The organism is Dactylosporangium sp. NPDC049742 (assembly GCF_040674675.1).
Classification (GTDB): Bacteria; Actinomycetota; Actinomycetes; order Mycobacteriales; family Micromonosporaceae; genus Dactylosporangium; species Dactylosporangium maewongense.
Window position 1 is genome coordinate 1 of the sequence record NZ_JBFANF010000083.1, and the last position, 18,393, is coordinate 18,393.

The following is an 18,393-nucleotide window of genomic DNA, read 5'->3' on the forward strand; positions in this document are numbered from 1 at the left end:
CGGCCCTCGCGCCGGCCGCCGCCCGGCTGCTCGGCCGGCCGCTGCACGTCTTCGGCACGCCGGGCCGCCTGGCCCGCGAGTCGGCGGCGCGGACCCCCCGCCGGACCGCCGCCACCGCGCTGGCGCTCGCGCTCGGCCTGGCGCTGGTCAGCTTCACCGCCGTGCTGGCGACCTCGGTGAAGCGGTCGGTGCAGCAGACCTACGCGGAGACGGTCAGCGCGGACTTCGTGGTGGAGAGCGCCCGCAACGAGATGCTCGGCGGTCTGCCGGCGACGGTCCACCACCACGTGGCCGGGCTGCCGGAGGTCGCGGTGGCGTCCCGGCTGCGCTACGGGCACTGGAAGGACGGCGAGACCGTGTCGGCGCTCACCGCCGTGGACCCGGCCACGCTGCCCCGGGTCACCACGCTGAAGCTGACCGCGGGCAGCCTCGACGCGCTCAACACCGGCGGCGTCATCCTCGCCGGGCACGTCGCCGCCGAACGCGGGCTGGCCGTCGGCGACAGGCTGCCGATGACCTTCTCCCGCACCGGCACCCAGGACCTGCCGGTCGTCGGGCTCCTGCGCGACCGTGACGCGCAGGCCCTGCAGACCGACTACATCATCTCGCTGGACACCTACGCGAAGCACTACGCGGAGGACGTCGACGCCAGCGTCTTCGTCAAGCTGGCCGGCGGCGTGAGCCTCTCCGCGGGGCAGCGCGCCCTCGCCGCAGCGCTCGCCGACATGCCGACCGCGGAGGTCCGCGACCAGGCGGCCGCCGTCGCCGGCCGCACCGCCACCATCGACCAGGTCCTCGGCCTGGTGACCGCCCTGCTGCTGCTCACCATCGTCATCGCGCTGCTCGGCATCACCAACACCCTGGCCCTGTCGGTGTCGGAGCGGACCCGCGAGATCGGCCTGCTGCGCGCGGTCGGCATGACCAGGACGCAGCTGCGCACGATGGTCCGGGGCGAGGCGGCGCTCCTCGCCGCCCTCGCCACCGTGGTCGGGGTCGGCCTGGGCGTCGCCCTCGGGGCCGGCACGGTCCGGCAGCTCGGCACGGCCGCGGAGGCGGCGGTCGTCCTGCCGGTCGCGCAGCTCGCCCTCGTCGTCGCCGTCACCCTCATCGCCGGACTGGTCGCCGGCCTGCTCCCCGCCCGCCGGGCCGCCCGCCTCGACGTGCTCACCGCGATCACACACCCGTAACCGCTCATCGACCACCTGCCCCACCCGCAGGTCGGGTCCGTCGACGTCTCCTGGGGTTCCGCGGAACCCCAGGAGCTCGCTGTCGGGGCCGGGCGGGCGCGTGGGGAGCGGCTGCCCTACGCGCAGGTCGACGCGGTCACCGGCGAGGTGGCGGGGACGACCTCGTTCGCGGACCCCGACCCGGGGCTGCGCACGGTCACGATCGGCTACACGTGGCTGGGGCAGCGCTGGTGGGGCACGGGCGCGAACGTCGAGGCGAAGCTGCTGATGCTGGCGTTCGCGTTCGACACCCTCGAAGCGGTCCGGGTCGGGCTGGTGACCGACGTGCGCAACGTACGGGCGCAGCGGGCGATCGAACGGCTCGGGGCGGCGCGGGAAGGGGTGCTGCGCAAGCACCGGCGGCGGGCGGACGGGTCGTGGCGGGACACGGTGGTGTACTCGATCGTCGACGATGACTGGCCCGGGGTGCGCGACGGGCTGCGCGGGCGGCTGGCGCGGGCCGTGTCGGCTGGTCAGGCGGGCGGGACCGGACCCGGGCCGGACAGCACCACGGGGCGGGCGTGGAGTGATTGGGGTGCATCGCGACGCGGTGCGGCGAGGCAGTGATCCGTCGGGCGTAGGTTGGTCGCCCCAGCACGACGGGAATCAGTGGCGAAACCGGCGCCTTCACGTTCATGAAGGAGCGCCCCAGGTGCGGAAGTCGTTCAAGAGCATGCTCGTCGCCGGTGCACCTGACCCAGCCCGCCCTGGCGCCGGCGGTGCTCGACAAGTCGGGGCCGTCGTCGACGACCACGTACACGGGCGCCATCGTCATCGACGACTCGGCCGACGTCGACCAGACGTCGCTGCTGGGCAAGAGCATCACGGTCACCGCCAACGTCAGCTGAGCCGGACGCGGGTCACTGGGCCGGTCGTCAGTCGAGGACGAGTGCATGCGCGCCTGGTACGCCGCGGTCGCCGTCATGGTGGTCGCGGCCCTCGCACCGGCCCAGCCCGCCGGCGCCTACGTCGCCCGGACGGCGGTGGGCGCGCGGGCCGCGACGGTCACGGCCGGCAAGCTCCTGACCGTCGCCGGCGCCACGGCCACGAACATCAACTCCGCCACGCCCGTCACCGTCACCGTGAGCAACCCGAACCCGTTCCGCCGGTGGGCGCACATCGTCACGGCCGTCTTCGCCACGTCCTCGAAGAACGGCTGCTCGGCGGCGGACTACCAGATCAACGGCAGCCCGCGCACGGTCGGCCGGGCCGTGCCGGCGAACGGCACCACCACCGTGTCCGGCGTGACCGTCACCGCCGCCCCCGGCTGCAAGGGCACGACGGTCACCCTCACCTACACCGTCAGCTGACCCGGATCTCCGGTTTTCACGATGTACACGCAACGTAATCGTTAGATTGCGAAACGTGTTCGCGTCTTGAGGGGCGTGACGGTCGTCGTGACGGGGGTCGGGATGCGTGCGCAGTCCGGGTTGACGTCGAGTGCCGCGGGTCGCCGCGGACCGGGCCGCCGCCGGGCGCGCACCGGCCTTGCGCTGGTGACCGCCGGGCTCGTCGGGCTGGTGGTCACGGGAGGGCCGGCGTTCGCCGGGCTGATGGGCGGCGGCACCGCCTCCCCTGGGCCGTCGGGTGCGGCGGTGACCGTGCCGGCGCCCGCGCCGGCCGCCTCCAGCAAGGCGCCGAAGGCGCAGCAGCGCACCCGGCCGTCGACCGCGGCGCCGAGCGGCGCCGCCCCGGCCGGCGGCATGAGCCCGGCGGCGAACAGGAGCCCGGGCGGCGGCAAGAGCCCAGCCGGTGGCACGAGCCCGGCGGGTGGAGCGGCTTCGGGGCACGTGCCGCTGGACGCCGACGGCAACCCGGCCGACGCCGTCGTCGACGACGCGACCGCCGCCGGACCGGCCGCCGAGCCCGGCCCCACACCCGGGGTCCCCGCGGGCGACGCGAGCGCCGGAGGCTCCGCTGCCCCGTCGGCCGGCGAGCCCACCGGTACCGGACCCGCCGCGACCGACCCGGCGAGCCGCGGCCCCTCAGACAGCGACGCCACCGACACCGAACCGGACACCGAACCGGCCGGCGACGCCGGCGTGGACGTGAACACCGCCGGGGTGATGGCCGCGATCCAGGCGCCCGCGGACGTCGTCGCGGTGCCGGTGCCGGGCGGGCTCAGGGTGGCGTGGACCCACGACGGGACCGGCGTCGACCACTACGTCGCGACCGCGTACGACCAGCGGGGGTCCGTCGCCGGCAGCTGCCTCGGCGCCACCGCCGGCACCGGCACCTGTGAGATCCGGGTCGGGGTCGCGGCCGGCGGGTCGTACACCGTGAAGGTCGTCGCATACGGCGGCGCCGGCGCGTCCGATCCCTCCGCCCCCGCCACGTCGGGCGTCGTCGTCGCCGGGCCGCCCGCCGCACCGACCGGCGTGCACGCCACCGTCACGTCGGCGACGTCGGTGACCGTCGGGTGGACCAGGCCGGCCGCACCGGCCGCGGGCGTCGACCGGTACGTCGTGACCGCCGTGCAGGACGCGTCGAAGACCTGCGCGACCGGGGACGGCGCCACCACCTGGTGCCCGGTGACCGGGTTGGAGCCCGGGACCGCGTACACGTTCCGGGTCGTGGCGAAGGGCGCGGGCGGCGACTCGGCACCGAGCGCGGCGTCGGCACCGGTCGTCGCCGGCGGCCCGGCCGCGCAGTCCACGGACGTCCCCGAGCCGGTCGGCCTCGTCGTCACCCCCGGCGACCAGAAGCTGCTCGTCGAGTGGCGGGCGCCGTGGGACCCGGACCACGCCGTCGGCGGGTACACCGTGCACGTCGAGGAGGAGCCCGGCCGCGACTGCGTCACCACCCACCCGACCTGCACCATCGAGGGGCTGGCGAACGGCACCTCGTACACCGTGAGCGTCCGCAGCGACGGCGCGACCTCGGGCGAGTCGGGGTGGGTGACCGCGACCGGCACGCCCAGCGTCGCGCCCGGCGAACCGACGGCGGTGACCGCGGAGGCGAAGATCGAGGCGATCGCCGTGTCGTGGATCGCCGGCGCGCCCGGGACGGGGGTGGCGCGGTTCCAGGCCCTGGCGACCGCGCCCGGCGGCGACCACGGCGTGTGCGAGACCGTGTCCGGCAACTCGTGCACGATCAGCGGCCTCAAGTGGGGCGACACGTACTCGGTGACGGTGATGGCGATCGGCCGGCACGGACGCAACTCCGCGTGGAGCGAGCCGGCGAAGGTCGCGGTGCCGCACGAGGTGACGGTGCCGGCGGACCTGCCGGCCGGGATCGGGCACTTCGGCGGCTCCAGCGGCGACGAGGTCGCGCCGGGTGAGCTGTTCACGGTGACCGGGTCGGGCTTCGCGCCGCACTCGACGGTGAAGGTGGCGGTCTACTCGACGCCGGTCGTGCTCGCCACGACGATGACCGACGGCGCCGGGACGTTCAGCGCCGAGGTGTCGGTGCCGGAGGCCGTCACGGGCGGGCCGCACACGCTCGTCGCGGCCGGCGTCGACTCGGGCGGGGAGCCAAGGTTCCTGACGATGGCGGTGACCGTCGCCGCGGAGTACGAGGCGACCGAGTTCGGCGACGCCGGCGGCAGCGTCCTCGCCGTCACGGGCGACCCGGTCGGGCGGACCGCCGGCGCGGGCGCGGCCCTCGTCATCGCCGGCATGCTGCTCGTGGGCGCGTCATGGAGGTTCAAACACTAGGTCAAACACTGAGGGCACCCGCGGTGCCGCGGATGCCCTCAGTGCGTGGTGACACGAACCTTCAATGTCCTGCCTCGGCGTGGAACCGCTCGACGAGATCCGAACGGATCCGGCCGCGGTCGGACACCTCGATGCCCTTGGACAGGGCCCATTCGCGGATGGCCCGGTTCTGCTCCCGCTCGGCGCGGGCGGACAGGACCGGCCGGACCCGGCCGCCCGGACGAGCCGGGGCGGTGGGAGCCGGGGTGAGACGGCCGACCTTGGTCGCGGCGCCGATGAACGACGCGAGGGCCTCGCGCAGCTCAGCGGCGTGCTTCGCGGAAAGGTCGATCGTGTACTGCACGCCGTCGAGGCCGAAGCTGACACTCTCGTCGGCGAGCTCGCCGTCGAGGTCGTCGATCAGCTCATGGATCACGCGTCTGGCCATGACGATGCTGCCTTCCGGTACGGGGAGTTACTTCCGTACCCGTCAACAACCCGAATTCCGCGTAAAAAACGGTCAGACGGGCAGTGACGGGCACGGAACGGTCGCTGGAGCGTACCCGAAGAGTAACCGCGTTCAGACGGCGGCCCGGGCGGTCTGCCGCGCCCGAGTGGCCTCCCGCCGCTCCACGAAGCGGCTCGCCTGCGTGTCGAGGTCGGCCAGGTACGCCGACAGCTCCTCGCGCGCGGCCTCGCCGTCGCCGGTCAGCTCGGTCCGCTCGAACGCCTTGACCTGCCGCAGCACCGGGGCGAGGACGTCGTCGTGGTGCAGGCGCAGGTCGTAGATGCCGGCCATGGCGATCTGGACCGACTTGCGGCCGAAGTTCTCGATGGTGTGGCCCGGCATCTGGAACGACTTCGCGACCTTCGTCACTGCCCGCATCGCCGCGTTGGGCGCGACGTCGAACGCGGCGTTGAGCAGGTTGCGGTAGAAGATCATGTGGAGGTTCTCGTCGTTGGCGACCTTCGCCAGGAGCTGCTCACAGATCGGGTCGCCGCTGGCGGTGCCGGTGTTGCGGTGCGACACGCGGGTCGCCAGCTCCTGGAACGACACGTACGCCACCGACTCGATGAGCCCCTCGTACGCGTTGCTGAACCCGCCCTCCATGTGGGTCATCCGGGCCCGCTCCAGGGCGACCGGGTCGACGGCGCGCGTGGCGAGGAGGTAGTCGCGGATCGCGGTCCCGTGCCGGCCCTCCTCCGCCGTCCAGCGGTGCACCCACGTGCCCCACGCGCCGTCACGGCCGAAGACGAGGGCGATCTCGTGGTGATAGCTGGGCAGGTTGTCCTCGGTGAGCAGGTTCACGATGAGCGAGGTGCGCGCAACGTCGGACAGCTTCGACTGGCCGGGCTCCCACGCCTCACCACCGAGCACGCCGTCGAAGTCGCGGCCCTGGCTCCACGGCACGTACTCGTGCGGGAACCATTCCTTGGCCGTGGCCAGGTGACGGTTGAGGTTGGCCTCGACCACCGGCTCCAGCTCGGTGAGCAGGGCCAGGGTGGCGGTGGGCTCGGTCGTCACGGAACCTCCGTTGGTGTCAGGGGCGGGATCGGTACAGAGTGAAACATGCTCAACTAGTCGGCGGCCAGCAGCGACTCAGGCGTCGGTGCCGTGCCGCCGAGGTGCGCGGGCTGCCAGAACACGCCCTCGGGACGGTCCCGGTACTCCCGCTGCGCGCGGTCGAGCATCGCCGTCATCCGGGTCCGCAGCTCCGCGGTGACGGCGTCGGCGTTGTCCTTGCGCGTCGGGTGCAGCGGCTCACCTGCAATGATCGTGATCGGCACGCCGCGCTGCTTCAGGTTCTTCGGGTGACCCTTGGTCCAGAACCGTTGCGTGCCCCACAGCACCATCGGCACCAGCGGCGTGCCGGTGGCCGCGGCGAGCCGGGCGGCGCCGTTCTTGAGGTCCTTGATCGTGAACGACTGGCTGATCGTCGCCTCCGGGAACACGCCGACGACCTCGCCGGCCTTCAGGTTCTCCAGCGCCGCCTTGTAGGACGCCATGCCCGCCTCCCGGTCGACGGGGATGTGCCGCATCCCGCGCATCAGCGGCCCGCCGATCTTGTGGCGGAAGATCGACTCCTTGGCCATGAACCGCACGAGCCGCTTCGACGCGTTGGCGCCCAGACCGCAGAAGATGAAGTCGAGGTAGGAAACGTGGTTGCAGGCGATGACCGCACCGCCCGTGGTCGGCACGTGCTCGGCCCCCTCGACGGTGATACGCATGTTGAGCAGCCGGAACATCGTCTTCGCGACTGCGATGACCGGGGGGTACACGAGATCAGCCATCCCATTACGCTACCGACCTTCGCTGGACGTCACCCGGTACCCTGCCCCAAGGTCGTTTCTTTCATCGTCTGCAGCGGGAGCCCGGGATGTCGGTCGATCAGGACCTCGAAGAACTACCCGAAGAGGAGACCCCTGGGGACCCGCCCGCCGCGGACGAGGACGTCATCATCGTCGTGCCGCCGCCGCGGTTCGGCACGCCCGGCCCGCCGATGCGGCGCTCGCCGCTGCTCATCGGCCTGTTCGGCGGCCTCGGCCTGCTCCTGGCGTACAGCCTCTACCAGGCGGTCGACCAGGTCCGGTCGATCCTGGTGCTCATCTTCATCGCGATGTTCCTGGCGATCGGGCTCAACCCCGCCGTCGTCCGCCTCACCCGCTGGGGTATGCCCCGGGTCCTCGCCGTCGCGACCGTCGGCATCGGCGCGATGCTGCTGCTGTGCGGCGGCCTGCTCGCGCTGATCCCGCCGCTGGTGACGCAGACCGGGGCGCTGGTCGAGAACCTGCCGACCTACATCGACAACCTGCGCCACCAGGACCAGCTCAACAAGCTCAACGAGGACTACAAGCTGCTCGACCAGCTGAAGGCGGTCGCGACCGCCGGCAACGTCACCAAGGCGCTCGGCGGGGTCTGGGGCGGCGCGCAGGTCGTCTTCGGCGCCCTGTTCAACATCGTGACCGTGGTCGTGCTGACGCTGTACTTCATGGCCGCGTTCGACCGGCTGAAGGAGGGGGGCTACAAGCTCGTCCCCGCCTCCCGCCGCGACCGGGTCGCACTGCTCGGCGACGAGATCCTCATGAAGGTCGGCGCCTACCTCGGCGGCGCGCTCGCGATCGCGGTCATCGCCGGCATCTCGTCGTTCGTGTTCCTGCTGATCCTCGACATCAAGTACTCCTACGCCCTGGCGGTCCTGGTCGCGATCACCGACCTCATCCCGCAGATCGGCGCCACCCTCGGCGCGATCGTGGTCAGCATCGTCGGGTTCGCCACCAGCATCCCGGCGGGCATCGCCTGCGTCATCTTCTTCATCATCTACCAGCAGGTGGAGAACTACCTGATCTACCCGACGGTGATGCGAAGGGCGGTGAAGGTCAGCGACCTGGCCGCGATCCTGTCGGTGCTGCTCGGCGTGGCCCTCATGGGTGTGGTCGGCGCGCTGATCGCGATCCCGGTCGTCGCCGCGGTCCAGCTCATCGTCCGCGAGGTCCTCATCCCCCGCCAGGACGCCCGCTGACGTCCTGGCGGGGACTCAGCCTCAGTTGCGGCTCAGGACCCTCGTGAACCCGGCGGCGACCGTGGTCGCGAGGGTCCAGCCGGCGGCGATCAGGCCGAACGCCAGCCACTGCCCCGCACCCGCCGGCCGGAACGCCGCCTCCTGTCCGAAGTCGATGATCGGCAGGAGCAGGTCCAGGGTGTAGACCAGCGGGTGGAGCTCCGGCGCCTGACCGGGATCGACCGGCGCCGGCCGCCAGGTGGCGAACACGGTCGTGCCGGCGACCAGCAGCGCCAGCAGCCACCCGGCGGCGCGCTGCGGCCGGTACCCGTAGCCGACGGTCACGTCCTGCAGCCACCCCCAGGACCGCGTCCACCACGGCCGGGTCGCCCGGCGGCGGCGCTGCTTGGCGAGCAGGACGGTGCGGGCGTCGTCGTCGTGGCCGAGCTGCCGGTACACGGTCGCGAGCTGCTCGTAGGGCTGCGGCGGCAGGCCGTCCGCGGTCCTGGCGAGCCACTCCAGCCGCCGCGGCGGCTCCAGCAGCGGGTCCAGCGTCTGGTACGTGAGGCCGTCCAGCCGCAGGTCCACGGGCCACGTGGCGGGGTCGTCGCGGACCAGGGTGGCCCGCATGTAGCGCAGGTCGACGGGGCCGGTCGGCGGGGCGGCGAAGCGCAGGTCGACCTCGCCGGCCTCCGCGCCGGTGCACTTCAGCGCCGCCAGGTGCGCCTCCTGCAGGCAGAGCTTGCCGCCGATCCGCGCCGCGCTCATCGAGACCCGCCCGGTCGCGGTGAAGCCGGTGCAGCAGTTCATCAGCGACCCGGTGACGATCCCGGTCGCGCGCAGCGAGGTGCCGTCCGGGTTGTCGAGGCGGGCGCCCTCGAGGAACACCGCCCCGCCGACCCGCGCCTCGACGAGCGACACCCCGCCGGTCGCGGTCAACCCGTCCCGCCCGTCGACCGGCCCCTCGACGGTGCAGTTGTCGGCGCGCAGGGCGTGCCCGCCGGGGTTGCTCAGGGTCGCGCCGGCCATCCGCAGCCCCCGGCCGACCCGGGCGCCGACGAGGCGGGTCTCGCCGTCGACCTTGACGCCGCCGAGCAGGTGGACGCCGCCGCCGACGTCGGCCCGGTCCAGGCGCACCGCGACGCCGCCGGGGTTGCGCAGGGTGGCGCCGGAGAACGTGGCGACCCCGCTGACCGTGCAGTGGCGCAGGCTCACCTCCCCCTCGACGTCGGCGCGGCGCAGGAACACGCCGCCGGCGACGGTGGCGCTGTCCAGGTCCAGGCCCTTCCGCCCGCCGAACCGGGAGGCGCCCGTCCGGCCGTCCGGCGGCGGGGCCGCGGCGGCGGGCGCGACGATCGTGGCGCCGTCGAGGTGCACGCCGCCGGTGACGGTGGCCTGGAAGAGCTGGATCGTGCCGTCGGCGCGGAAGCCCTCCTCGGCGACGAGGTCACCGCCGAGCTGGCTGCGCTCCGCGGACAGGACGGTGCCGCCCGGGGCGCGCAGGTGCGCCCGCTCCAGCAGCAGCCCACCTGCGATCTTCGCGTCCCGCAGGTTGATCATGCCGGTGCTGCGGACGCCCGACATCCGCAGGTGCCCGGCGATCGTCACGCCGGCGGCCTGCAGCCCCGGCATGACCGTGTCGCGGAAGCCGGTGAACGCCAGCCGCGCCCAGTACAGGTCCGGCGCCTCGGCGAACTCGCTCTCCTGGACCAGCAGCGGGCAGGTCACCTCGGCGAACGACAGCTCCAGCCGGCCGGTGACCTTCGCGTCGTGCAGGCGCAGCGCCGCCCGCCGGCTCGGCGGCTCCGCCGTGAGCAGCTCCACGAGCAGCGCGGCGTCGACCTCCGCGCCGCCGAGGCTCAGCCGCTCCCCCGCCGCGAACGCCCGGCGCACCAGATCATCGACGTCCACGACTGCGATGGTAGATGAGGCGATCACCCGCTCGGGGTGGCGTCTCAGGGATCGTTCAGGGCCTCACCCGAGGTCGCCGGGCGGCTCCGGCGGGCAACCTTGAGGACATGACCGAGATCAAGCGCCTCCGCCGTTCCCGCGCCGACCGTACCCTCGCCGGGGTCGTCGGCGGCCTCGCCGAGTACTTCGGCGTCGACCCGACCATGGCCCGCGCCGTGTTCCTCCTCGCCGTCCTGCTCACCGGCGGGACCGCGGTCCTCGCGTACCCGATCCTGTGGATCGTCATGCCCGACACCCCGCCGGAGGTCAGGCCCGTCAGCCCTGCGTCCGGCGGACACCTGCCCTATGGTGCGTGAGTGACCGCGTTGTGCGTGCCGGTGCTGGGCGGCACCCTGGAGGTCCGGGTGGTGTCGCCGGCCGGCGGCGCGCCCGTGGTCCTCGTCGCGCACGACGGACCCGCCTACGAGGACGGCGCCTCCCTGTCCACCGTCGCCCGCGGCGCGCACGTCGCGCTGCTGTCCCCCGGCGACCGCAACGAGTGGTACTCCGCGAACCCCGCCTACGCCGACGCCCTCGTCGACCGGGTGCTCCCGCGGCTGCCGGCCGGCCCGCGCGTCGGGCTCGGCTCCAGCCTCGGCGCGCTCGCGCTGCTGCACGCGGAGCATCACCGGCCCGGCACCTTCGCCGGCCTGTTCCTGCAGTCGGGGAGCTTCTTCACCGCCGAGCTGGACCCTCAGGAGTCGGGGTTTCCGCGGTACCGGCGGATCCTGGACTTCGTCGACGTCGCCGCGCCGACCGCGGCCGAGACGGTGCTGACGTGCGGGCGGGACGAGGAGAACCTGCACAACAACCGGGCCATGGCGCGGCGGCTGGGCGTGCCGCTGATCGAGGTGCCCGGCGGTCACTCGATGACGACCTGGCGCGACGCGCTCGGCCCGCACCTGCCCCCACTGCTGCGGCAGTTCACGGATGGACGGGAGTTCACGGATGGACCATCTCATCGGCCTGCTGCTCGGCACTGAGCAGGACTGGCCCCGCGCGTTCGAGACGCTGATCGGCCGGATCGGCCCGATCCGCGGCCGTGACGGCACCGACCACCGGCTGCGGACCGCACGGGTGAGCATCGAGCCGTTCAACCTGCGCGACCGGCCCACCCACGACCTCGTGATCGACCGCCTCGCGTACTGGTACTACCACCCCCGCGAGTGGCTGAAGAAGGTCGCGCTGATGGACGACGTGTACCTGCTCAACAGCCCGTTCACGTTCCAGTCGATGGAGAAGCACGCCGCGTACTGCGCGATGATGCGCCTCGGGCTGCACGTGCCGGAGACCGTCCTCGTGCCGTACAAGAACCCGGTCGACCACGCGAAGTGGGCGTACACCGCCGAACGCTACAACCAGCCGTTCGACCTCGACGCGGTCGCCGACGGCATCGGCTACCCGCTGTTCATGAAGCCCTACGACGGCGGCGCCTGGGTCGGGGTGTCCCGGATCGCCGACTCCGCCGCGCTGCACGCCGCCTACGACCAGTCCGGTGAGCGCCTCATGCACCTGCAGCAGTCGATCGAGGGGTACGAGGTCTTCACCCGCTCCCTGACGATCGGCCCGGAGACGATGGTGATGAAGTTCCGGCCGGAGCTGCCGATGCACGAGCGGTACGCGGTCGAGCACGACTTCCTCGACGCGACGGTCGGCGACGAGGTCGTCACGATCTCCCGGCTCGTCAACGCGTTCTTCCGGTGGGAGTTCAACTCGTGCGAGTCCCTCGTCCGCGACGGCGTCGTCCACCCGATCGACTACGCGAACGCGTGCCCGGACGTCGCCCTCACCAGCCTGCACTACTACTTCCCGTGGGCGATGACGGCGCTCGTGCGCTGGTCCGCGTTCTGCGTCGTCACCGGCCGGCGCCCCGGCCTGGACCTCGACACGGCCCGCTACTTCGCCGTCGCCGACGACGCGTCGCTCGACTACCGCGACAAGCTCACGGCGTACCGCCGCATCGCCGACGACTACCTCGCCGTCGACGACTACCGCGAGTTCTGCGACACCGCGCTGCCGCACGTGCCGGCGCTGGTCGCCGAGTGGGTCGCGTCCCCCGACTTCGACGACCTGCTCGTGTCGACCGTGCGCGCCACGTACCCGCCACACGAGCACGACCGGTTCATCGCCCACTTCCGCGGCCTCATCGACCTCTGGAAGCACGAGAACACCGGCTGACACCGCACCAGCGCGTGTATGGATCGTCCGTCAGCTGAGGCGGCCGGGGCCCTTGGCGAAGGCAACGTACAGCGCCGGCCCGATGGGGAACGACACAATGATGATCATTTTCCAGGTCGAGCGGTCGAAGTGTCGTAGCTGACGGTCGGGCGTGGTGCTGAGGTCGGCGAGGCAGCGCGCGTCGACCCAGGCGACCGCCGCCACGACCATCACCATGGCCGCCAACGCGGCCCATGTGCTGCTCTCGATCATCGGTCCTCATTTCGCCGGGCCGCCGGGCCGGCCCGCGTGCCGCACGTCCCTCGCTCAGATCTCTTCTCACTGTAGGGAAGCACCTCTGGAAACACGAGAACACCGGCTGATCCCGCCACGTTCTACTCGTCGCGGGGGAAGAAGGGGAGCTCGATGTGGACGCGGTCGGCGGCTGCGAGGATCTTCGCGGCGTCGTCGACCGGCGGGTGGATGTGCTGGTTGATCCGCTGCTTGACCTCCTTGCCGGCGGCGCCCGAGGCCACCACCCGGCGGTCCCAGCCCCGGGTGAAGACCGCACCGGCACCGCCCAGGTCCCGGCAGGTGACGTACGGGCCGGGGGTGAAGTCGCGCAGCGGCACACCGAGCAAGCCGTCGTCCCGAGGCGGCGTTCGACGCCCAGCTCGTCCAGCGCCGCCTCGATCTCCCCGCGCGGGCCGGGGCCGAGCTGGTCCCCGACCACCGCTGACCGGTCCACCAGCAGCACCCGCCCGCGCGCGGCGAGTGCGGTCGCGGCTTCCAGGCCGACGAACCCCGCGCCGACGACCACGGCGGTGCAGCCCTGCCGGTCGCGCAGATGGTCGGCGAGCCGGCGGGCCCCGTCCAGGGTGTCGATGTCGAAGATCCGTTCAGCGCCGGGCAGACCCCGAGGCCGGACGAGCTTGCTGCCCGCCGCCAGCACCAGGCGGTCGTAGCCGATCTCCGCGCCGCCGGCCACCACGTGTGCCATCTGCTGTCTTCTCCCAGCCTCGCCCTCCGGGGATCGGGGGGTTCGGCAGGCAGACAGGACGGCGGGCTCAGATGTGACGGAGGTGCGCGAGCTTCTCGGGATTGACCAGTCGCCGCAACGCCGTGATCCGGCCGTCGGCGACGTCCACGGTGTCGACCCAGACCAGCACGCCGCCGCAGAAGGTCGCCAGGGCCGGACCTCCGTTCACCTCGATGATCTGGAACGCGTCGGGGCGCCTGATCTCGATCTGCCTGACCGCCAGCAGGGCGATCGTCTCGGCGCCCCGGACCGGCCTGCGGGCGGCGGTCGCCTTGCCGCCGCCGGTCGGCCGCGGCGGCGCGCAGCCAGACCTCCTGCGTCACGTCCTCGGCCTCGGTCACGGAGCCGAGGATGCGGTAGGCGGCGCCGAACACCGCGGGACGATGCGATGCCCAGTCGGCGTCCGCCAGCTCCACGCCCGGCCTCCCGACCCCTCGGATCAGCGAACCGGCCCGATGCTACTTCGGCAGCTCCGCCTGGAGCAGCGGGGTGAGCAGTTTGACGTAGCTGGCCGTGACGTGGCTGCCGTCGCGGTACACCAGAGCGTTGCCGACGATGACCGGGCACACCGTGTCGGTGCAGAACCAGGTGGTGGGGTCGATGACCGGGAAGCCGGCCGCCTTGGCCGCGTCGGCGTTGGCGGTCCTGCGACTGGCGTAGATCGCGGTGGTGACCTTCAGCGCGCACTGCTGGACCGCGGCGGGGTGGGCGGCGACGCAGTCGGGGACGCTGGCGCCGCGCGGGTCCGGGGTGTCCTGCATGATGACCGGCTTCGCGCCCAGCTGCTGGATGCGTTTCGCGGAGCGGATCAACGCGGCGGACCACAGGTCGTCGGCCTCCGCCTTGTCCCCGGCGGGCGCGCCGGCCTTGTCGACGGGCGGGTCCGTGTACGTGCGGGTCGACAGCAGTACCAACGCCGGCTTGAGCTCTTTGATCTTCGTGAACGCCTCCTCGCGCCACGTCGCGCACTCCGTGAACGCCCGCCGTGCGTTGATCTTGATCGTGTACGCGTCCGCGGGCGTGCACCCCGACTTCGTGAGCACGACGAGCCGCCAGTGCCGCTTCTTCGCCACCGCGTCGAACGCGTCGAACCACTGCTCCGTGTGCGAGTCGCCGAACAGCACCATCGTCGCCGTGCCCTGCGGGTCGCCGTGTTTATCGCATTGCTGGCCCAGGGCTGTCTTGATACTCGTCTCGTCGAGCGACGCGAGGCAGCCCTTCGACCCTTCCGGGCGGTCGTTGGCGGCGGCGGTGACGGGCGGCGTCAGGTTCTGCGGCATCGCGGCCACGGTCGCGCTGGTCGCGATCAGTTCGAGGAGCTTCTTGCGCGCGTCGGCCAGCTGCTGCGCCTCCGACACCGCGGGCTGCTGCGACAGGGCCTTCGCCGTGTCCTGGGCGGTGCCCTCACCCTTCACCTCGTTCGGCAGCCCGAGGAAGATCGCCGCGGCGCCGAAGGTCAGCGCGGTGAGGGTGGCACCGAGCCCGAGCCCCCGCCCGGGGCGGCGCTTGAACACGGGGTTGAACCGGACCCGGTTCTCCACCAGGCGCAACGACAGCCAGGCGGGCAGCAGGCTGCCGGCCGCGACCGCCGCCTTCGCCCACGTGCCGAGCTCCTGGCCGGCGACGTGCGGGGCGAGCATCAGCGCGGGCCAGTGCCACAGGTACCAGCTGTAGGAGAGCTTGCCGATCGCCTGCATCGGCGCGGTCCCCAGGATCGCGACCGCGCCGTGCCTGGGTCGCGCGGTGCCGCCGGCGATGACGAGCACCGCGCCGCCGACCGGGAGCAGCGCGGCCATGCCGGGGAAACGCGTCGTCTCGTCGAACATGACCGCGGACGCGACGATCGCGCCGACACCCAGCCACGTCGCCACGGCCGCTCCGGGCACCGCCTTGAGTCGCTCCGCCGCCAGGGCGATGAGCGCGCCGGCCGCCAGCTCCCACGCGCGGGCCTGGATCCCGAAGTACGCCCACGGCTGCGAGTGCCCGGTCTGCCACACGCACACCGCGAACGACACCAAACCCAGCCCCGTGAGCGCGATCGCGGCCCGCCGGCGGCTCGCCGTCCTGCTGGCCGCGGCGAGCAGCAGCAGCGGCCAGATGAAGTAGAACTGCTCCTCGACCGCGAGGGACCAGAAGTGCTGCAGCGGCGACGGCTCCAGCTCCGCGGACAGGTAGTCGGTGCCGAGGACCGCCAGCCGCACGTTGATCCCGTACGCGGCCGCCGACAGCGCGTCGAACACCACGGCCTTCGCCTGCACCGGCGACATCCACGTCCAGGCGGCCGCGACCGTGGCGATGACGACGACGGTCGACGCCGGCAGCAGGCGTACGATCCGCCGCCCGTAGAACGCGCCGAACCGGATCCGCCCGGTCTGCTGCAGCTCCCGGAACAGGTGCAGCGTGATGAGGAACCCGGAGATGACGAAGAAGACGTCGACGCCCACGTACCCGCCGTGCACCAGCCCGAGACCGGCGTGGTTGGCGACCACCAGCAGCACCGCGACGGCGCGGAGACCCTCGATGTCGGGCCGGAACCGGTCCGCGGTCGGCGCCTGCGGCCTGCCCTGCGGGCGCTGCGGGCCTTGTGCGTTGACGTCCGTGGATCGCCGTTGCGCTTGATAGGTGGTCAACAACCCCTCCGGCGGTTCGGCACCGGCACACCGTAGCGGGTGCCTCCCGGCGCCTGCCTGTCAGGTGACCCGGCTCACCGGCGCCGTTCCCCCGTACCGGTGACGCTGCGGTAGCCCACGTCACAATCCGTAGTACGTGCTGGTAACCGCTCGTACCGTCGATGAAGTTGACGCGTTCTCATCTGCTGGAGGTTGCCTCATGCGTCCGTACGACCACCCCGAATGGTGCGCCAGGGGTCACCGGTGCGGTCTCGGCGAGCACCGCGCCCACCCGGTCGTCATGGAGGTCGACGGCGTTGGCAAGGTCCTGCTGACCCGCGTCCTGGGCACCAACGGCCGCGAGCGGATGGAGCTGACCGGCTCCGCGTACGTCACCGGCAAGGGCCAGGCCGCCCGCCGCCAGGTCGACCGCACGCTGCGCGGCTTCGCCACCGTCCTGTCCAACGAGGCCTCGCTGGCCCGCGCCTGAGGTTTCGCTTTGTCTTCGCTTTGTCTTTCGCTTGTCTGGGCCAGCTCTTCGCTTATCTGGGCCAGCTCTTCAGGCGCTGCCGCAGCTCGGCGACGCGGTCCTGGGCCAGCCCGTAGTAGGCGAACCGGCCGTCGTCGAGCCGGTCCAGGTAGCGGCCCGCGGCGGAAACGTCCTCGTCCTCCAGCCCCGGGTCCTGCCGCCGGGCCAGCTCGAGCAACTGCGGCACGGAGTAGTGCTGCAGCGCCGCGGCCACGTCGATGTAGTCCCGCACCTCCCGCCGGTTCACCAGCGCCGCCACCTTCGTGGCGATGAGGTCGTCACGGTGCATGACCGGCCCGACGTCCATCATCACCGGGCTCTCGCTCCGGTCGAGCCGGCTCAACGTCAACCGCACCGTCCTGGCGCCATCACCGACGGTGAACTCCCGCTGGTCGAACCCGGCGAACAGGTCGAGGAGGTCATCGGCTTCCTCCTCCTGCACCGTGTACCCCGCGCCCCGCAACGCCCGGCACACCGCGTCCGCGGCCCGCCCGGCCCCGCCGTCGGTGTCGGTGAACAGGTCGACGTCCTCGGTCGGCCGCGACACGAGCCCGCTCATCAACCACGCGAACCCGCCCCCGAGCACGAACCCGTGCCGCTCCCCCACCGCGAGGGCGATCCTGGCAACCTCGGTGTAGAACGGGTCGGTCGTGCTCACCTCAGCCGCAGTGGCTGATGGCGGGCCTCCCACGCCAGCCGGACCCCACGCGGCAGGTTCAGGTCGGGCCACACCCTGACGAGCCGCCGCCCGTTGACCCAGCGCCGCAGCTCCTCGACGCGGATCGCCTCCCGCAGCACGTTCTCGTACATCCACAGCAGCAGGTCAGGCTTGTCCAGGTCGAAGTCCCGCCGCGGATTCCACATCAGCCGCTGCGGCAACTCCACGACCCCGCGGACCGGCCCCCGCAGCTCAGCAAGGGTCCGGGAGACAAGCGCCGGCCGATGCGGCCGCGCGAGAAACGCGACCCGCCCCGGATCCGTCTCGTCCTGCATCGCCCGGCCCTTCCATGGTCCCTTGTAGTCGGCCAGTGTACCGCTGCTGTGCTTCCGCCCCACCGCTACCGCGGCGGGTCCCGGCGGGGATTCTCACCCGACCGCTGTGCTTCCGCCCCACCGCTACCGCGGCGGGTCCCGGCGGGGATTCTCACCCGCACCCCAATGCGCCGCTCCGCGACGCACAGCCCGCGCTGGCGCGCGTGGCTGGGATCGCGCGTGCGCGCCGCAACTGGTGGCCGGCCGCCGCGCTTCGCCGAGGCTGCGCCCGCCGAGTGTGACGCGTCGCCCTGCGCCTTCGCTTCCTAGGATACTAGGTGGACAGTTGGTCAGCCGTCGCACCGTTCCCGGCCGCCATGATCCCGTGTGGTTTCGGTAGTCAGGGCTACCAGAATCGCCCGGGATCATGAGGGATGGGCCTTCACGCGGCCTGGTGCTGAGCGCAGGTCGGCCTGCTTCGCCTCGCGGCCAGGGCAGCGGCCGACTGACGACCAGGCCAATCCAGGCGACCACGGAGGTGAGGAGCGGGCAGGAGGTCCAGTCGAAGGGCGTGCCAACTCGCGGCCGGAGCCCCGCCACCGGCCGGACAGGCGTCGGCGGCACGATGCGGATCGTCGTAGGGGGGTGCGGATCAGCGACGCTACACAGCGTCGGCTCCCGGACCCGGTGCCTCGACACCGCCGGCCCGATCCGGCCTGCTGCCGGCCACCGCCACGCCGAGCCCAGCCGCATGCCGGCCAGGGCATCCGTCGCCG

The 18,393-nt window shown here is 72.6% G+C and carries 20 protein-coding genes and 2 pseudogenes; 10 read left to right on the forward strand and 12 right to left on the reverse strand.

Features of this window, described 5'->3' with window-relative positions; translation table 11 throughout:
• The 5 genes from AB0J72_RS52215 to AB0J72_RS52235 all read left to right on the forward strand — a co-directional run.
• Positions 1 to 1,187 (forward strand): ABC transporter permease (locus AB0J72_RS52215; RefSeq protein WP_363414495.1); only part of this gene is annotated, 1,187 nt, incomplete at its 5' end.
• Between the two features lie 111 nt (positions 1,188 to 1,298).
• Positions 1,299 to 1,793 carry a GNAT family protein gene (locus AB0J72_RS52220; RefSeq protein ID WP_363414612.1) on the forward strand — a complete coding sequence of 165 codons (495 nt, stop codon included), beginning with the start codon at positions 1,299 to 1,301 and terminating at the stop codon, positions 1,791 to 1,793.
• A 119-nt stretch (positions 1,794 to 1,912) separates the two neighbouring features.
• The gene (locus tag AB0J72_RS52225) at positions 1,913 to 2,074 is read left to right on the forward strand and encodes a hypothetical protein (RefSeq protein ID WP_363414498.1); all 162 of its coding nucleotides are present in this window, start codon (positions 1,913 to 1,915) and stop codon (positions 2,072 to 2,074) included.
• Between the two features lie 45 nt (positions 2,075 to 2,119).
• Positions 2,120 to 2,536, forward strand: a complete 417-nt coding sequence (locus AB0J72_RS52230; RefSeq protein ID WP_363414501.1) for a hypothetical protein — start codon at positions 2,120 to 2,122, stop codon at positions 2,534 to 2,536.
• Between the two features lie 75 nt (positions 2,537 to 2,611).
• A complete protein-coding gene (locus AB0J72_RS52235; RefSeq protein WP_363414615.1) occupies positions 2,612 to 4,882 on the forward strand; it encodes a fibronectin type III domain-containing protein in 2,271 nt (756 codons plus the stop codon).
• A 61-nt stretch (positions 4,883 to 4,943) separates the two neighbouring features.
• On the opposite strand, the gene AB0J72_RS52240 is transcribed toward AB0J72_RS52235, so the two are convergent.
• The 3 genes from AB0J72_RS52240 to AB0J72_RS52250 all read right to left on the reverse strand — a co-directional run bounded on the left by AB0J72_RS52240 (position 4,944) and on the right by AB0J72_RS52250 (position 7,153).
• Complete coding sequence (locus tag AB0J72_RS52240) at positions 4,944 to 5,309, reverse strand: Lsr2 family protein (RefSeq protein WP_360570188.1); 366 nt, start codon at positions 5,307 to 5,309, stop codon at positions 4,944 to 4,946.
• Between the two features lie 132 nt (positions 5,310 to 5,441).
• On the reverse strand, positions 5,442 to 6,386 hold the full coding sequence (locus AB0J72_RS52245) for an acyl-ACP desaturase (RefSeq protein ID WP_363414505.1): 945 nt from the start codon (positions 6,384 to 6,386) through the stop codon (positions 5,442 to 5,444).
• Positions 6,387 to 6,439: 53 nt separating this feature from the next.
• Positions 6,440 to 7,153, reverse strand: coding sequence for a lysophospholipid acyltransferase family protein (locus AB0J72_RS52250; protein WP_363414508.1), 714 nt, complete (start codon positions 7,151 to 7,153; stop codon positions 6,440 to 6,442).
• An 86-nt stretch (positions 7,154 to 7,239) separates the two neighbouring features.
• Here AB0J72_RS52250 and AB0J72_RS52255 point away from each other — a divergent pair, with 86 nt between their 5' ends.
• Complete coding sequence (locus AB0J72_RS52255) at positions 7,240 to 8,382, forward strand: AI-2E family transporter (RefSeq protein WP_363414511.1); 1,143 nt, start codon at positions 7,240 to 7,242, stop codon at positions 8,380 to 8,382.
• Between the two features lie 21 nt (positions 8,383 to 8,403).
• Here AB0J72_RS52255 and AB0J72_RS52260 read toward each other — a convergent pair whose 3' ends face one another.
• Positions 8,404 to 10,272 carry a hypothetical protein gene (locus tag AB0J72_RS52260; RefSeq protein WP_363414514.1) on the reverse strand — a complete coding sequence of 623 codons (1,869 nt, stop codon included), beginning with the start codon at positions 10,270 to 10,272 and terminating at the stop codon, positions 8,404 to 8,406.
• 107 nt (positions 10,273 to 10,379) lie between these two features.
• Between AB0J72_RS52260 and AB0J72_RS52265 the strand changes: the two genes are divergently transcribed.
• From AB0J72_RS52265 to AB0J72_RS52275, 3 genes are read left to right on the forward strand one after another with little or no spacing between them, the layout of a single operon-like run.
• Positions 10,380 to 10,628, forward strand: a complete 249-nt coding sequence (locus AB0J72_RS52265; protein ID WP_363414517.1) for a PspC domain-containing protein — start codon at positions 10,380 to 10,382, stop codon at positions 10,626 to 10,628.
• On the forward strand, positions 10,629 to 11,294 hold the full coding sequence (locus AB0J72_RS52270; RefSeq protein WP_363414520.1) for an enterochelin esterase: 666 nt from the start codon (positions 10,629 to 10,631) through the stop codon (positions 11,292 to 11,294).
• A complete protein-coding gene (locus AB0J72_RS52275) occupies positions 11,260 to 12,489 on the forward strand; it encodes a hypothetical protein (protein ID WP_363414523.1) in 1,230 nt (409 codons plus the stop codon). The genes AB0J72_RS52270 and AB0J72_RS52275 overlap by 35 nt, the downstream gene beginning before the upstream one ends.
• A gap of 30 nt (positions 12,490 to 12,519) precedes the next feature.
• Here the strand turns inward: AB0J72_RS52275 and AB0J72_RS52280 are convergent, their stop codons facing one another.
• The 6 genes and pseudogenes from AB0J72_RS52280 to AB0J72_RS52305 all read right to left on the reverse strand — a co-directional run bounded on the left by AB0J72_RS52280 (position 12,520) and on the right by AB0J72_RS52305 (position 16,137).
• Positions 12,520 to 12,741, reverse strand: a complete 222-nt coding sequence (locus AB0J72_RS52280) for a hypothetical protein (protein ID WP_363414618.1) — start codon at positions 12,739 to 12,741, stop codon at positions 12,520 to 12,522.
• A 122-nt stretch (positions 12,742 to 12,863) separates the two neighbouring features.
• The gene (locus AB0J72_RS52285) at positions 12,864 to 13,109 is read right to left on the reverse strand and encodes a hypothetical protein (RefSeq protein ID WP_363414621.1); all 246 of its coding nucleotides are present in this window, start codon (positions 13,107 to 13,109) and stop codon (positions 12,864 to 12,866) included.
• Positions 13,110 to 13,162: 53 nt separating this feature from the next.
• Positions 13,163 to 13,468: pseudogene (locus tag AB0J72_RS52290) on the reverse strand (FAD-dependent oxidoreductase); the annotation flags it as partial.
• A gap of 67 nt (positions 13,469 to 13,535) precedes the next feature.
• Positions 13,536 to 13,676: a hypothetical protein gene (locus AB0J72_RS52295; RefSeq protein WP_363414526.1), complete on the reverse strand. Its 141-nt coding sequence runs from the start codon at positions 13,674 to 13,676 to the stop codon at positions 13,536 to 13,538.
• Between the two features lie 118 nt (positions 13,677 to 13,794).
• A pseudogene (locus tag AB0J72_RS52300) lies at positions 13,795 to 13,923 on the reverse strand (sigma factor); the annotation flags it as partial.
• 42 nt (positions 13,924 to 13,965) lie between these two features.
• Entirely contained in the window at positions 13,966 to 16,137 is a 2,172-nt protein-coding gene (locus AB0J72_RS52305) for an acyltransferase family protein (protein WP_363414529.1), read from the reverse strand.
• A gap of 199 nt (positions 16,138 to 16,336) precedes the next feature.
• Here AB0J72_RS52305 and AB0J72_RS52310 point away from each other — a divergent pair, with 199 nt between their 5' ends.
• Positions 16,337 to 16,606 (forward strand): hypothetical protein, encoded by a 270-nt coding sequence (locus tag AB0J72_RS52310; RefSeq protein ID WP_363414532.1) that lies wholly within the window; start codon positions 16,337 to 16,339, stop codon positions 16,604 to 16,606.
• Between the two features lie 52 nt (positions 16,607 to 16,658).
• Here AB0J72_RS52310 and AB0J72_RS52315 read toward each other — a convergent pair whose 3' ends face one another.
• The gene (locus AB0J72_RS52315) at positions 16,659 to 17,303 is read right to left on the reverse strand and encodes a nucleotidyl transferase AbiEii/AbiGii toxin family protein (protein ID WP_363414535.1); all 645 of its coding nucleotides are present in this window, start codon (positions 17,301 to 17,303) and stop codon (positions 16,659 to 16,661) included.
• On the reverse strand, positions 17,300 to 17,638 hold the full coding sequence (locus tag AB0J72_RS52320; protein WP_363414538.1) for a hypothetical protein: 339 nt from the start codon (positions 17,636 to 17,638) through the stop codon (positions 17,300 to 17,302). Before AB0J72_RS52320 ends, AB0J72_RS52315 begins: the two co-directional genes overlap by 4 nt.
• Positions 17,639 to 18,393: the final 755 nt, after the last annotated feature.